Genomic DNA, 14,354 nt, shown 5'->3' with positions numbered 1-14,354 from the left:
GTTCGATGAAGCCATTTTTCAGGCAACTTTGCCTGGTGAGTATGTTTGGGATGTCGGCCGTTGCGACGGGGCAGGCTCACGCCGCAGCGACGATTCTGTTATGGCCCATCGACCCCTGGCTTCCCGCCGACGCCAACGCAACGGAACTGTGGATCCAGAATCAGGGTAACAGCGCCACGACAATGCAGGTGCGCATCGTGCGCTGGAAACAGGAAGGCGGATACGAACGCTATACCGCCCAGCAGGAGGTGGTCGCCAGCCCGCCGATTGTCACCATTGGCAAGGGCAGTAAGCAGCTTATCCGCCTGATTAAACAGGGCACTATCCCGTTGGGCGTCGAGCAAGCCTACCGGATCATCGTGGACGAACTCCCCCAGCCTGGCGCCAAAGCCGAACCGACCATCGGGCTAAAACTGCAGATGCGCTATTCCATTCCGCTGTTCGTGTACGGGCAGGGGATCCCGACCATCAAAGAGGGCGCACACCATGCGCTGGTGGATACCCGAAACCTGAGCTGGCGCATCAGGCAGGACGGGGGCCAGCCCGAGCTTGAGGTCCGTAATCGGGGGGATGTACACGTCAGGCTAAGCCAGGTCGCACTGGAGCAGGGCGGCCAGAAACGTACGGTTGCGGACGGGCTGCTGGGCTATGTCCTGCCGAACAGCACGCGTAGCTGGCCGATCCCGGCGGGAATACGCCAGCCGAACCAGATGAGTGCGCAAATTAATGCCAGGGATACGCAATGGCAGTCGACGCCCGTCAACTGAAACCGACGATGATGATCCTGCTTTGCGTCAGTACCAGCGTCTGGGCCGAACCCGGCGATGACAGTTTACCGCCTCCTCCTGAAGCACAGGCGATAAACAGCGAGGCGGTATTCCAGCTCTCTCTCGTGTTGAACCACTACGACACGGGACTGGTGGTGCCCGTCACGCAGCGGGAAGGGGCGTTTTATATTTCCAGCGCCGATTTGCTGCGCGCCGGTCTTCCGCCGGAGCATGTCCCCACGGGTGAGGTGAATCTTTCCACGCTCTCGCAGGTGCGGGTGGAGTACGACAGCGCCGCACAACGTCTTTTATTGTCGGTACCCCGCGACTGGGTTGCCGCGCGCGTGACCTCTTTTGGCGGAGGAAACGCCCAGAGCAAGCCCCACTATGGCCGCGGGGCGCTGCTGAACTACGACTTTTACACCAACCACACGGGCAACATCGGCGGCCAGGCCTCGATATGGCACGAATTTCGTTACTTCGATGAGAACGGCTCGTTCTCTTCTACGGGCTATGCCCGGGAAGATTTTAGCGGTAATAACGGACAGCAGGAGGGGTACGTCCGCTACGACACCACGCTGCTTGTCACCAATGAAGATGAAGCCACCACCTGGAGCGTGGGGGATGTGATCAGCGATGCCCTGAGCTGGAGCACCAGCGTGCGCATGGGCGGCATTAGCTATGGCCGGGATTTCTCACTGCGCCCGGATCTGGTGACCTGGCCGCTGCCGGCGTTCTCGGGGGAAGCGGCGGTGCCCACCTCCGTCGATCTGTTTATCAACGGCTACCGCTCCGGCTCCACGCAGCTGCAGCCGGGGCCGTTTACCCTGACCAATCTGCCTTATATCAACGGCGCGGGCGACGCGGTGCTGATCACCACCGATGCGCTGGGCCGCCAGGTGAGCACCACGCTGCCGTTTTACGTCACCAGCGATTTACTCAAACAGGGGCTGAGCGACGGCGCGGTCACGCTGGGCAGCCTGCGACGCAACTACGGGATCAAGAATTTTGACTATGGCCCGGCTGCGGGAAGCGGCTCATATCGCTATGGGCTGACGGACTGGTTAACCCTGGAAGGCCATGGCGAAGCGGCAGAAGATCTGGCGCTCACCGGCGCGGGAACCGTGCTTAAGCTGGGGCGTTTTGGCGTGGTAAACTCGTCATATACCCGCAGCCGAATGCGTGGGGACAGCGGCGGACAAGTTGGCTGGGGGTACCAGTACAGCACCAGCGCATTCAGCGTGGCGACCCAGCACTCCCGGCGTGATCAGAAATTTGGCAACCTGGCGCTGTATGACCAGCCCACCGTCTACGATACAAATGACAAACCCATCGCCAGCTTCAGCCGCAATACCGACCAGTATTCTTTGACCTTCAACATGGGACAATACGGCAATATCGGCGCCGCATGGATAGGCGTTGAGAGCTTCGACAATCAAAAAACCGAGCTGCTGAACCTCTCCTGGAGCCGCAACCTGTGGGGTGCCAGCAGTATCTATCTGGCCGCCAGCCGCGACCAGCAGCAGGGAGACTGGACCTTTGCGCTGTCGTTGCAGGTGCCGCTGGGCGAGCGGGACAGCGCCGCCGTCACCTTCGAGAAAACGCCCGATTCGGGCAGTACGCAGCGCATCAATTATAACCATTCCATGCCGTCCGACGGTGGATTTGGCTGGAACATGGCGTGGGCCAACCAGTCGCAGTCCAGAAGCTATCAGCAGGCGACGCTGGGCTGGCGCAACAATAACATCGAGCTGCAGGGCGGCGGTTACGGTGAGAAGGATATGATGACCTGGTGGGGCGAGGCGATGGGCTCGCTGGTGCTGATGGACGGCGAGCTGTTTGCGGCCAATAAAATCAACGATGCGTTCGTGGTGATCAGTACCGATGGTCATCCGGACGTGCCGGTAAACTATGAAAACCAGCCGGTAGGCAAAACCAATAACAACGGTTATCTGCTGGTGAGCGGCGTGTCGGCCTACTATCCGGCCAGCTACAGCATCGATACCCTGAACCTTCCGGCCGATACCCGGCTGAAAGAAACCGAGCGTCGCATCGCTATCCGCCGCCACAGCGGCTATCTGGTGGACTTCCCGATGGAGCAGGAGCGGGTGGCGAGCGTCATTCTGCACGATGCGCGCGGCCAGGCGATCCCGGTGGGAAGCCAGGTGAGACGCGCGTCGCGCAGTAGCGCCGTGGTGGGATACGACGGCATTGCCTGGCTTGAGAACCTCAGCGATGTGAACGCGCTCGACGTGACCCTGCCTGACGGAAAACAGTGCACCGCCACGTTGACCGTCGGCGCGAACCCGCAACACAAGCTGCAAACCTACGGCCCGCTGGTCTGCCGGGAGGCACCGTGATGCGCCTGCTGCTGGGGCTCCTGCTGCTGTTTTCCGGCGGCAGCTGGGCCGCCTGTACCGTCAGCACGGTCAATGCCTCCTTTGGCAGCGTCACCTCGTTTGCCCTTAGCGGGACGGGGGAAGTGCAAACTACCGGTACGCTGGTGGTCGCCTGCGATGCAGTGCTTAATTTGCTGACTAACGATTCAGTGACGCTGAACTACACCACCGCCTCGGTCTCCGGCAGCAGTCGGGCTACCATGAAGCGCACCGACAACGCCACCATCACCGATGTGATCCCCACGCGCCTGTGTGGCCTGTCCGGCTGCGCGACCAGCAGTGAAGTGCAGATTGGCAAAGCCTACACCTGGAGCGGCAACTCGCTGCTCAGCCTGCTGGGGGCGAAGCAGTACAATATTCCGCTCTATTTCCGCACGGTGCCCGGGCAAAACGTCTCGGCAGGGCCGTATCAGGTTCTGCTTACCTTCAGCATCAACTACAACGTCTGCTCGGTTGGCGCTGTTGGACTCTGCCTGACGCCGCAAACCGGCACGGCGACGACCAGTATTTTGCTCAACATGAACGTCACCAATGATTGCAGCACGATGTCCACGCCGGACGTCAGTTTCAACAGCGCGCCGCTGGTGCAAAATTTCCCGACCGTCTCGCAGGCCATCGCGGTCACCTGCACCAAAGGCAGCACGTACACCATCGGCATTAACAATGGTGCAAACGCCCTGAACAACGTGCGCAGGATGGTCAGCGGCAGCAACTATATGAGTTATGACATCTACAAAGAGGCCACCACCAATCGCTGGGGCGGCAGCGGGACCGAGCGCTGGGCCAGCGCGGCTTCCTCGCAGGTCAGCTCCGATGGGCTTCTGCGTACCTATAACTACACTGCAAAAGTGCTCACCAACCAGGCAACACCCCCTGCCGGAACCTACAGCGACACCCTGATCGTTGACGTCGCCTTCTGAGTCCCGCTTTTCCCTTTCGCAAATGTAAAGTTCCTGCGGCCTGTGCCGATAACACCGTTAATAAATCTAAGAGAAGGTGTTGTATGTTGAACCGTATCCGCGTTGTCACACTGCTGATGATGGTGCTGGTCATTTTCGCACTTCTTCAGCTCGTTTCTGGTGGGCTATTTTTTTCGTCGTTAAAACAGAATCAGGCGAGTTTTGCCGCCTCGAATGACCTGCGCATGCAGCAAAGTGAGCTCACCTCGACCTGGGATTTAATGCTGCAAACGCGCATCAACCTGAGCCGCTCGTCTGCACGTATGATGATGGACCCCGCCAACCAGCAGAGCAGCGCGAAAACGGATCTGCTGAAAAACGCGCGTACCACCCTTGCCGACGCCGCGAAACACTACGAAGCCTTTAAACAGATTGCGCCGCAGCCTGCGATGGAGCAGGTGAGCCAGAATATTGATGAAAAATACGCGGCCTACTTTGCCGGGCTAACCGAACTGGTGCAGTTCCTGGAGAACGGCAACATGGACGCCTATTTTGCGCAGCCTACCCAGGGTATGCAAAACGCCCTTGGTGCGGCGCTCGGCGAGTATGCCAAAGCCAGCAGCGAGCTGTATCACACGGCGTTTACTGAAAGTCAGAACGACTATCGCTTTGCCAAAGCACAGATGGCGGTGCTGGCCCTGGCGCTGGCGATCGTGCTGGTGGCGGTGTGGTACGGCATCCGACACATCCTGCTTAACCCGCTGAGCCGCGTGATTAGCCATATTCGCGACATCGCCAGCGGCGACCTGACCAAAACGCTGACCGTTTCCGGGCGCAATGAGATCGGCGAGCTGGCCAGCAGCGTCGACCATATGCAGCGCTCGTTAATCGATACCGTCGCCAACGTGCGCGAAGGTTCCGAGGCGATTTACACCGGTACCAGCGAAATCGCGACGGGCAATAATGACCTCTCATCCCGCACCGAACAGCAGGCATCCGCCCTCGAAGAGACAGCGGCCAGCATGGAACAACTCACCGCCACCGTGAAGCAGAATGCCGATAACGCCCGTCAGGCCTCTAAGCTTGCCGAAAGCGCTTCCGAAACGGCGCAGCGCGGCGGACGCGTGGTGGATGGCGTCGTGAAAACGATGCACGACATCGCCGACAGCTCGAAGAAAATCGCCGATATCACCAGCGTTATCGACGGCATCGCCTTCCAGACCAACATCCTGGCGCTTAACGCGGCGGTAGAAGCGGCGCGTGCGGGCGAGCAGGGCCGCGGTTTTGCGGTGGTTGCAGGCGAAGTGCGCAACCTGGCGAGCCGCAGCGCCAACGCCGCGAAAGAGATCAAAGCGTTAATTGAAGATTCAGTCTCCCGCGTGGATACCGGCTCGGTGCTGGTGGAAAGCGCGGGGGAGACCATGAATGACATCGTGAATGCCGTCACCCGCGTGACGGACATCATGGGTGAAATCGCCTCTGCATCGGATGAGCAGAGTCGGGGTATTGACCAGGTCGCCATGGCGGTATCGGAAATGGATCGTGTGACACAGCAAAACGCCGCGCTGGTGCAGGAGTCCGCCGCGGCGGCCGCTGCGCTGGAGGACCAGGCGAGCCGTCTCAAGATGGCCGTCTCGGCGTTTCGTCTTACTTCCAAAACACAACACCCGGCCAGCTCGCGTGCGTTGCTCAGCGAGTCAGCCCCTGTGACGGTGGCGTCTCGCCCTCGCGCAGCGGTAGCCGGACAAGATGAAAACTGGGAAACATTTTGACTGACAATTGAACCGCGGCTGCTGGCCGCTTGATGGGAGCGTGGATGTTAAATCGTATTCGTATCTCGACCACTCTGTTTTTGATTCTGATACTGAGTGGTGTTTTGCAGGTTGGCAGTAACGGGTTGTCTTTTTGGGCGTTTCGCGATGGTTATCAGAATTTGCAGGAAGTCGAGACGAGTAATCAGCAGCGCTCCGCACTGGCACAAACGCGTGCCGTGCTTTTGCAGGCAAGCACTGCGCTGAACAAGGCGGGAACCTTAACGGCGCTGAGCTATCCGCCGGGTGATATCAAGGCGCTGATGGTGACGGCGCGCGACAGCCTTAAACAGGCCAACGCGCAGTTTAGCGTCTTCACCTCGCAGGAAACGGTCAGTGAGAAAGGCAAGGCGCTGAAGGCCGCGATGCAGAAGAACTTCACCGCGTGGCATACGGATCTGGAGCACCAGGCGACCTGGCTTGAGAACAACCAGCTTTCTGACTTCCTGACCGCGCCGGTGCAGGAGTCGCAGGCGGCGTTTGACGGCAGTTTTAACGCCTGGCAGCAGGACATTAACCAGTTTGTTGAACGTGCCGGAACCGACAGCCGTAAAAGCTACCACATGTCGGGGGCCATTTTTGCCGCGGTGGTGATCCTGGCGGCACTTCTGACCGGTGGCGCGCTGCTCTGGTCGCGCCGGATGATCGTGCAACCGCTGGCGATCATCAGCAGCCACTTTGACAGCATTGCGAAGGGCAACCTGGCCCGCCCGGTGGCGGTGTACGGGAAGAACGAAATTTCAGCGATTTTTGCCAGCCTCAAGGCCATGCAAGGGGCGCTGCGGGAAACGGTAAGCGAGGTGCGGCAGGGCAGTTACGCCATGCACACCGGGATCTCAGAGATAGCGGCGGGCAACAACGATCTCTCTTCCCGTACCGAGCAGCAGGCGGCCTCGCTGGCGCAGACGGCGGCCAGCATGGAACAGCTGACAGCGACGGTAAGCCAGAACGCCGACAACGCGCGTCAGGCGTCGGATCTGTCAAAACAGGCGGCAACCACGGCGAAGAAAGGGGGCGATCAGGCATCTCACGTTGCCAGCACCATGCAGGAGATTGCCGCCAGCTCACAAAAGATTGGCGACATCATTAGCGTGATCGATGGTATCGCTTTCCAGACCAATATCCTGGCGCTCAACGCCGCCGTGGAGGCTGCGCGGGCAGGCGAGCAGGGGCGTGGGTTTGCCGTGGTCGCCGGCGAAGTACGCAACCTGGCGAGCCGCAGTGCGAACGCGGCGAAAGAGATCAAGGGGCTGATTGAAGAGTCGGTCTCACGCGTTCAGCAAGGCTCCGCGCTGGTGGATACGGCGGCGCAGACCATGAACGAGATCGTCACCTCCGTCACCCGGGTGAACGACATCATGGGCGAAATTGCCTCCGCGTCCGATGAACAACGTCGTGGCATTGAGCAAGTTGCCCAGGCGGTGAGTCAGATGGATCAGGTGACACAGCAGAACGCCTCGCTGGTAGAAGAAGCGGCCGCCGCCACCGATCAGCTGGCCAATCAGGCAGATCATCTGACCGGGCTGGTGGCGGTATTTACGGTTAAAGAGCACGTTGAAACAGAAGCAGAAACAGATGTCGGACGGTCGCAGGCCGTACCGGTTGTATCCTGAAAGTAATATAGAAGGCGCTATGACATCACCCATGCCCTCAGGGCAAACGTCATTATTGCAGCAGATGACACAGCGCCTCGCGCTGTCCGACGCGCATTTTCGTCGGATATGTCAGTTGATCTACCAGCGTGCGGGAATTGTGCTTGCGGATCATAAGCGAGACATGGTTTACAACCGACTGGTGCGGCGCTTGCGCACGCTCGGGCTGGATGATTTTGGTCGCTATCTGAGCATGCTCGAAGCGAACCAGAACAGCGCTGAATGGCAGGCCTTTATTAACTCATTAACCACTAACCTGACCGCGTTTTTCCGCGAAGCGCATCACTTCCCGGTGCTGGCGGAGCACGCGCGCCGTCGTACCGGGGAGTACCGCGTCTGGAGTGCGGCGGCGTCTACCGGCGAGGAGCCGTATTCGCTGGCGATCACCCTGGCCGATACGCTCGGCATGGCGCCGGGGCGCTGGAAAGTGTACGCCAGCGACATCGACACCGAGGTGCTGGAAAAAGCGCGCAACGGCGTCTATCGCCAGGACGAACTGAAAACCCTGTCACCGCAGCAGTTACAGCGCTATTTCATGCGCGGTACCGGCCCGCACGAAGGGCTGGTGCGCGTTCGTCAGGAGCTGGCGAACTGCGTTGAGTTTGCGCCGGTCAACCTGCTGGACAAGCAGTACAACGTGCCGGGGCCGTTTGACGCCATCTTTTGCCGTAACGTGATGATTTATTTTGATAAAACGACGCAACAGGAGATTCTGCGTCGCTTTGTTCCGTTGCTCAAGCCTGACGGTTTACTGTTTGCCGGGCACTCGGAAAACTTTAGCAACCTCGCGCGCGAGTTTAGCCTCCGTGGGCAGACGGTTTATGCGCTGAGTAAGGAAAAAGCATGAGTAAAATCAGGGTATTGTCCGTTGATGATTCGGCGCTGATGCGCCAGATCATGACGGAAATCATCAATAGCCACAGCGATATGGAAATGGTGGCGACAGCGCCCGATCCGCTGGTCGCGCGGGATTTAATCAAAAAATATAACCCCGACGTGCTGACGCTGGATGTCGAAATGCCGCGCATGGACGGCATCGATTTTCTGGAAAAACTGATGCGCCTGCGCCCGATGCCGGTGGTGATGGTCTCGTCCCTGACGGGAAAAGGCTCAGAGATCACCCTGCGTGCGCTGGAGCTGGGAGCGGTGGACTTTGTCACCAAGCCGCAGCTGGGCATCCGCGAAGGGATGCTGGCGTACAGCGAGCTGATTGCGGAAAAAATTCGCACCGCGTCGCGCGCGAAGCTGGCCGCCCATAAACCGATGGCGGCCCCGGTGACCCTGAAAGCAGGCCCGCTACTCAGCTCGGAAAAACTGCTGGTGATTGGCGCGTCAACCGGGGGAACAGAGGCAATTCGCCATGTACTCCAGCCATTGCCGCTTTCAAGCCCGGGTATTCTGATTACCCAGCACATGCCGCCAGGCTTTACCCGCTCGTTCGCCGAACGCCTGAACAAGCTGTGTCAAATCAGCGTGAAAGAGGCGGAAGACGGCGAGCGCGTGCTGCCGGGCCATGCGTACATTGCCCCGGGGGATAAGCATATGGAGCTGGCGCGCAGTGGCGCGAACTATCAAATCAAAATTCATGACGGGCCGCCGGTTAACCGGCACCGTCCGTCGGTGGATGTGCTGTTTCATTCGGTGGCGAAACATGCGGGGCGCAACGCCGTTGGGGTCATCCTGACGGGGATGGGCAACGACGGTGCCGCCGGAATGCTTGCGATGCACCAGGCAGGTGCCTGGACCATCGCGCAGAATGAAGCAAGTTGTGTGGTGTTCGGCATGCCGCGCGAGGCCATCAATATGGGTGGCGTGAGCGAAGTGGTCGATCTTAGCCAGGTAAGCCAGCAGATGCTGGCGAAAATCAGTGCCGGACAGGCAATACGTATTTAATGAGGAGTGTAGTTTTATGGCGGACAAAGAGCTCAGATTTTTGGTTGTGGATGACTTTTCCACCATGCGTCGCATCGTGCGCAACCTGCTGAAAGAGCTGGGCTTCAACAACGTTGAAGAAGCAGAAGACGGCGTGGATGCGCTGAACAAACTGCAGGCTGGCGGGTTTGGTTTTGTTATCTCCGACTGGAACATGCCTAACATGGATGGTCTGGAACTGCTGAAAACGATCCGCGCGGACGCCGCTATGGCCTCTCTGCCCGTATTGATGGTGACCGCAGAAGCCAAGAAAGAGAACATCATTGCTGCGGCACAGGCAGGCGCAAGCGGCTATGTGGTGAAACCGTTCACCGCTGCAACCCTGGAAGAGAAGCTCGGCAAGATCTTCGAGAAACTCGGCATGTGAGGTGATGGTTATGATGCAACCTGCTATGAAACCCGTTGAAGAACATTCGCCCAGCGATATCATTGCCCGCATCGGCAGCCTGACGCGCATGCTGCGCGACAGCCTGCGTGAACTGGGGCTGGATCAGGCCATTGCCGAAGCGGCGGAAGCGATTCCGGACGCGCGCGATCGTCTGGACTATGTGGTGCAGATGACTGCTCAGGCGGCAGAACGTGCGCTGAACAGCGTTGAAGCGTCACAGCCGCATCAGGATGCGATGGAGAAGGGCGCGAAGGCGCTGACCAAGCGCTGGGACGAATGGTTCGAGAACCCTATCGAACTGGCGGATGCCCGCGAACTGGTGACCGATACCCGCCAGTACCTGGGGGATGTGCCGGGCCACACCAGCTTCACCAACGCCCAGCTTCTGGACATCATGATGGCGCAGGATTTCCAGGACCTTACCGGTCAGGTGATCAAACGCATGATGGATGTGATTCAGGAGATTGAGCGTCAGCTGCTGATGGTGCTGCTGGAGAACATGCCAGAACCGGCTGCGCGTCCAAAGCGCGACAATGAAAGCCTGCTTAACGGCCCACAGCTCGACGCAACCAAAGCGGGCGTGGTGGCAAGCCAGGATCAGGTCGACGACCTGCTGGACAGCCTCGGCTTCTGACGGCCTTTCGTCTCAGGTTGTGCGAGCAGCCTGAGACGATTCCCACCCGGAATCACCGAAAAGAGCCCGAATAAACGGGCTTTTCCCGCCATTGGATTCTTTCTGCGCTGGCATGATACCCGTGACTTAATGGGCTGCGAGCAGGCACTGTGGCAGAAGATAACGACGACAAAACGGAAGCCCCCACACCCCACCGACTTGAAAAAGCGCGTGAGGAAGGGCAAGTCCCCCGATCCCGAGAACTGACATCCCTGCTGATACTGGTGGTGGGCGTGTGCATTATCTGGTGGGGAGGGGAGTCGTTCGCCCGCAGGCTGGCGGGGATGCTCTCTGCCGGGTTACGTTTTGACCACAGCATGGTTAACGATCCCAACCTGATCCTGAGTCAAATTATTCTGCTGGTGAAAAATGCCATGATTGCGCTGCTTCCGCTAATTTCCGGAGTGGTACTGGTGGCGCTGGTCTCGCCGGTGCTGCTTGGCGGGCTGGTCTTTAGCGGCAAATCGCTGCAACCCAAATTTTCCAAGCTCAACCCGCTGCCGGGGATCGCCAAAATGTTTTCTGCCCAGACGGGCGCGGAGCTGGTAAAGGCGATCCTGAAATCGGCCCTGATGGGCAGCACCGCCGGGTTTTTCCTCTGGCACCACTGGCCTGAAATGATGCGCCTTATCAGCGAATCCCCCTTCAACGCCATGAACAATGCGATGAACCTGGTGGGGTTGTGCGCCCTGCTGGTGGTGCTCAGCATCATTCCGATGGTGGGGTTTGACGTCATCTTCCAGATGTACAGCCACTTCAAAAAACTGCGCATGTCGCGCCAGGATATCCGCGACGAATACAAACAGATGGAAGGCGACCCGCACGTTAAGGGGCGTATCCGCCAGATGCAGCGCGCGGCTGCCCGTCGCCGCATGATGGAAGATGTCCCGAAAGCCGATGTCATTGTGACCAACCCCACCCACTACTCGGTGGCGCTGCGCTACGACGAAAACAAAATGAGCGCGCCGAAGGTGGTGGCAAAAGGGGCGGGCCTGATTGCGCTACGTATACGTGAAATCGGCACGGAAAACCGTGTTCCCATTCTTGAAGCGCCTCCGCTGGCGCGTGCGTTGTACCGCCATGCGGAGATTGGACAACAGATCCCCGGCCAACTCTACGCCGCTGTCGCGGAAGTGCTGGCCTGGGTATGGCAGCTGAAGCGCTGGCGTTTAGCCGGTGGTCAGCGGCCTGTGAAACCTGAGAACCTACCGGTGCCTGAAGCGCTGGATTTTTTGAACGAGAAGGACACTGATGGCTAATCTGGTGGCAATGTTGCGCCTGCCCGGCAACCTGAAATCGACCCAATGGCAGATCCTTGCCGGACCGATTCTGATCCTGCTAATTCTGTCGATGATGGTGCTGCCGCTGCCGGCATTCATCCTCGATCTGCTGTTCACATTCAACATTGCGCTGTCCATCATGGTACTGCTGGTGGCGATGTTCACCCAGCGCACCCTGGAGTTCGCGGCGTTCCCGACCATTCTGCTGTTTACCACGCTGCTGCGCCTGGCGCTGAACGTGGCATCCACCCGTATTATCCTGATGGAAGGGCATACCGGCGCGGCGGCGGCGGGTAAGGTCGTTGAGGCGTTCGGCCACTTCCTCGTGGGCGGCAATTTCGCCATCGGTATTGTGGTGTTCGTCATTCTGGTGATCATCAACTTTATGGTCATCACCAAAGGTGCCGGGCGTATCGCAGAAGTGGGCGCGCGTTTCGTCCTGGACGGGATGCCGGGCAAACAGATGGCGATCGACGCCGACCTGAACGCCGGACTGATCGCCGAAGATGAGGCCAAAAAGCGCCGCTCGGAGGTGACGCAGGAGGCGGACTTCTACGGCTCAATGGACGGTGCGAGTAAGTTCGTGCGCGGAGATGCCATCGCCGGCATCCTGATCATGGTGATTAACGTCGTGGGCGGCCTGCTGGTGGGTGTTTTGCAGCACGGCATGGACATGGGCCACGCGGCAGAAAGCTACACGCTGCTGACCATTGGTGACGGCCTGGTTGCGCAGATCCCGGCGCTGGTGATCTCAACCGCAGCGGGCGTTATCGTCACCCGCGTCAGCACCGATCAGGACGTGGGCGAGCAGATGGTGGGGCAGTTGTTCAGCAACCCGCGCGTAATGCTGCTGGCTGCTGCGGTACTGGGCCTCCTGGGCCTGGTGCCGGGAATGCCGAACCTGGTGTTCCTGCTGTTTACCGCCGCGCTGCTGGGCCTGGCCTGGTGGATGCGCGGGCGTGAAATGACGCCTGCCGCCGAACCTGCGCCGGTCAAAATGCCGGAAAACACGCAGGCGGTGGAGGCGACCTGGAACGACGTGCAGCTGGAAGATTCGCTGGGCATGGAGGTGGGTTATCGCCTGATCCCGATGGTCGATTTCCAGCAGGACGGCGAGCTGCTGGGCCGCATTCGCAGTATTCGTAAGAAATTCGCTCAGGACATGGGCTTCCTGCCGCCGGTTGTTCATATTCGTGACAACATGGATCTTCCGCCTGCGCGCTATCGCATCCTGATGAAAGGGGTGGAGATTGGCAGCGGGGATGCCTACCCTGGCCGCTGGCTGGCGATCAACCCCGGCACGGCGGCGGGCACGCTGCCCGGAGAGCAGACTATCGACCCGGCCTTCGGGCTGGCGGCAATCTGGATCGAGAGCGCGCTGAAAGAGCAGGCGCAGATCCAGGGCTACACGGTGGTGGAAGCCAGTACCGTGGTGGCGACCCATCTTAACCATCTTATCGGCCAGTTCTCCGCCGAACTGTTTGGCCGTCAGGAGGCGCAGCAGTTACTGGATCGCGTTACCCAGGAGATGCCGAAGCTGACCGAAGACCTGGTGCCTGGCGTGCTGACGCTGACAACCCTGCACAAGGTGCTGCAAAACCTGCTCGACGAAAAGGTGCCGATCCGCGACATGCGTACCATTCTGGAAACCCTGGCCGAGCATGCGCCGCTTCAGAGCGACCCGCACGAGCTGACGGCAGTGGTGCGTGTGGCGCTGGGCCGCGCGATTACCCAGCAGTGGTTCCCGGGTACCGGCGAAGTGCAGGTTATCGGCCTCGATACGCCGCTCGAACGTCTGCTTTTACAGGCCTTGCAGGGCGGTGGCGGGCTGGAGCCGGGTCTCGCCGACCGTCTGCTGGCCCAGACGCAGGAGGCGCTGGCGCGCCAGGAGATGCTGGGTGCGCCGCCGGTTCTGCTGGTTAACCACGCGCTGCGTCCGCTGCTGTCTCGCTTCCTGCGTCGTAGCCTGAATCAGCTGGTCGTGCTGTCAAACCTTGAGCTGTCGGACAATCGCCATATTCGCATGACGGCGACCATAGGAGGGAACTGATGGGGAAGTGGCTATGGATCATGCTTTTCCCGCTGGTGGCGCAGGCCGCTGGCGAAGGGTCGTGGCAGGCCAGCAGCGTTGGCGTGACGCTGAACCATCGCGGGGAGGCAATGTCCTCACGTCCGCTGGCACCCCCTGAACCGGCCTCCGGCCTGATGACCCTGGTGGTGTGGGATTACACGCTGATCGGCCCAACGCCTGCCGGGCTGCGGGTGCGTCTGTGCTCCCAGACGCGCTGTACCGAAATCGACGGTGAAAATGGCACGACCCAGGCGTTCAACGGCGTACCGGCGGTGGAACCATTACGCTTTATCTGGGAAGTGCCGGGCGGTGGGCGTTTAATCCCGGCGCTGAAGGTTCAGCGTACGTCCGTCATCGTTAACTACCGCTAACTGCCTGTCTTTTAGCCAGCCATGGCGCGATTCTGATGGCTGGCTCGCAAAAATGACCTCGCCTTTTGATGCAATAGAAACGCTGTTTTATAAATCAGTGACACGCGTGAC

General features: G+C 59.6%; 12 protein-coding genes. All 12 read left to right on the top strand.

The genetic code is table 11. The features are described from left to right. The first annotated feature begins 5 nt into the window (after window positions 1-5). The 12 genes from QLG21_RS00785 (at window position 6) to QLG21_RS00730 (ending at window position 14,243) form a co-directional block, all read left to right on the top strand. Window positions 6-767 (top strand): molecular chaperone, encoded by a 762-nt coding sequence (locus QLG21_RS00785; protein ID WP_282483666.1) that lies wholly within the window; start codon window positions 6-8, stop codon window positions 765-767. Beyond that, on the top strand, window positions 743-3,127 hold the full coding sequence (locus QLG21_RS00780; protein ID WP_282483665.1) for a fimbria/pilus outer membrane usher protein: 2,385 nt from the start codon (window positions 743-745) through the stop codon (window positions 3,125-3,127). Before QLG21_RS00785 ends, QLG21_RS00780 begins: the two co-directional genes overlap by 25 nt. Further along, window positions 3,124-4,086: a spore coat U domain-containing protein gene (locus QLG21_RS00775; protein WP_042320074.1), complete on the top strand. Its 963-nt coding sequence runs from the start codon at window positions 3,124-3,126 to the stop codon at window positions 4,084-4,086. Before QLG21_RS00780 ends, QLG21_RS00775 begins: the two co-directional genes overlap by 4 nt. An 83-nt stretch (window positions 4,087-4,169) precedes the next feature. Then, window positions 4,170-5,837 carry a methyl-accepting chemotaxis protein II gene (gene tar / locus QLG21_RS00770; protein WP_282483664.1) on the top strand — a complete coding sequence of 556 codons (1,668 nt, stop codon included), beginning with the start codon at window positions 4,170-4,172 and terminating at the stop codon, window positions 5,835-5,837. 44 nt (window positions 5,838-5,881) lie between these two features. Beyond that, window positions 5,882-7,489 carry a methyl-accepting chemotaxis protein IV gene (tap, locus tag QLG21_RS00765; RefSeq protein ID WP_282483663.1) on the top strand — a complete coding sequence of 536 codons (1,608 nt, stop codon included), beginning with the start codon at window positions 5,882-5,884 and terminating at the stop codon, window positions 7,487-7,489. Window positions 7,490-7,508: 19 nt separating this feature from the next. Then, window positions 7,509-8,375 (top strand): protein-glutamate O-methyltransferase CheR, encoded by an 867-nt coding sequence (cheR, locus tag QLG21_RS00760; RefSeq protein WP_058610181.1) that lies wholly within the window; start codon window positions 7,509-7,511, stop codon window positions 8,373-8,375. Then, entirely contained in the window at window positions 8,372-9,421 is a 1,050-nt protein-coding gene (locus tag QLG21_RS00755; RefSeq protein ID WP_006176073.1) for a chemotaxis response regulator protein-glutamate methylesterase, read from the top strand. The genes cheR and QLG21_RS00755 overlap by 4 nt, the downstream gene beginning before the upstream one ends. Window positions 9,422-9,437: 16 nt before the next feature. Beyond that, entirely contained in the window at window positions 9,438-9,827 is a 390-nt protein-coding gene (gene cheY, locus QLG21_RS00750) for a chemotaxis response regulator CheY (protein WP_006176072.1), read from the top strand. A gap of 10 nt (window positions 9,828-9,837) precedes the next feature. Then, window positions 9,838-10,482, top strand: a complete 645-nt coding sequence (gene cheZ / locus QLG21_RS00745) for a protein phosphatase CheZ (protein ID WP_042320066.1) — start codon at window positions 9,838-9,840, stop codon at window positions 10,480-10,482. 149 nt (window positions 10,483-10,631) lie between these two features. Continuing rightward, window positions 10,632-11,780 (top strand): flagellar biosynthesis protein FlhB, encoded by a 1,149-nt coding sequence (flhB, locus tag QLG21_RS00740; RefSeq protein ID WP_058610185.1) that lies wholly within the window; start codon window positions 10,632-10,634, stop codon window positions 11,778-11,780. Continuing rightward, on the top strand, window positions 11,773-13,851 hold the full coding sequence (gene flhA, locus QLG21_RS00735; RefSeq protein WP_006176067.1) for a flagellar biosynthesis protein FlhA: 2,079 nt from the start codon (window positions 11,773-11,775) through the stop codon (window positions 13,849-13,851). The genes flhB and flhA overlap by 8 nt, the downstream gene beginning before the upstream one ends. Continuing rightward, window positions 13,851-14,243, top strand: coding sequence for a flagellar protein FlhE (locus QLG21_RS00730; protein WP_088208254.1), 393 nt, complete (start codon window positions 13,851-13,853; stop codon window positions 14,241-14,243). The genes flhA and QLG21_RS00730 overlap by 1 nt, the downstream gene beginning before the upstream one ends. The last annotated feature ends 111 nt before the right edge of the window (window positions 14,244-14,354 follow it).

The organism is Enterobacter sp. V87_3, assembly GCF_029967835.1.
In the GTDB taxonomy this organism is placed as follows: Bacteria; Pseudomonadota; Gammaproteobacteria; order Enterobacterales; family Enterobacteriaceae; genus Enterobacter; species Enterobacter cancerogenus.
This window is presented reverse-complemented; position numbering and strand designations above follow the sequence as displayed.

Coding starts and splice junctions, on each gene's coding strand:
- QLG21_RS00785 (WP_282483666.1), top strand. CDS start 6: ATGAAGCCATTTTTCAGGCAACTTTGCCTGGTGAGTATGTTTGGGATG.
- QLG21_RS00780 (WP_282483665.1), top strand. CDS start 743: ATGGCAGTCGACGCCCGTCAACTGAAACCGACGATGATGATCCTGCTT.
- tar (WP_282483664.1), top strand. CDS start 4,170: ATGTTGAACCGTATCCGCGTTGTCACACTGCTGATGATGGTGCTGGTC.
- tap (WP_282483663.1), top strand. CDS start 5,882: ATGTTAAATCGTATTCGTATCTCGACCACTCTGTTTTTGATTCTGATA.
- cheR (WP_058610181.1), top strand. CDS start 7,509: ATGACATCACCCATGCCCTCAGGGCAAACGTCATTATTGCAGCAGATG.
- QLG21_RS00755 (WP_006176073.1), top strand. CDS start 8,372: ATGAGTAAAATCAGGGTATTGTCCGTTGATGATTCGGCGCTGATGCGC.
- cheY (WP_006176072.1), top strand. CDS start 9,438: ATGGCGGACAAAGAGCTCAGATTTTTGGTTGTGGATGACTTTTCCACC.
- cheZ (WP_042320066.1), top strand. CDS start 9,838: ATGATGCAACCTGCTATGAAACCCGTTGAAGAACATTCGCCCAGCGAT.
- flhA (WP_006176067.1), top strand. CDS start 11,773: ATGGCTAATCTGGTGGCAATGTTGCGCCTGCCCGGCAACCTGAAATCG.
- QLG21_RS00730 (WP_088208254.1), top strand. CDS start 13,851: ATGGGGAAGTGGCTATGGATCATGCTTTTCCCGCTGGTGGCGCAGGCC.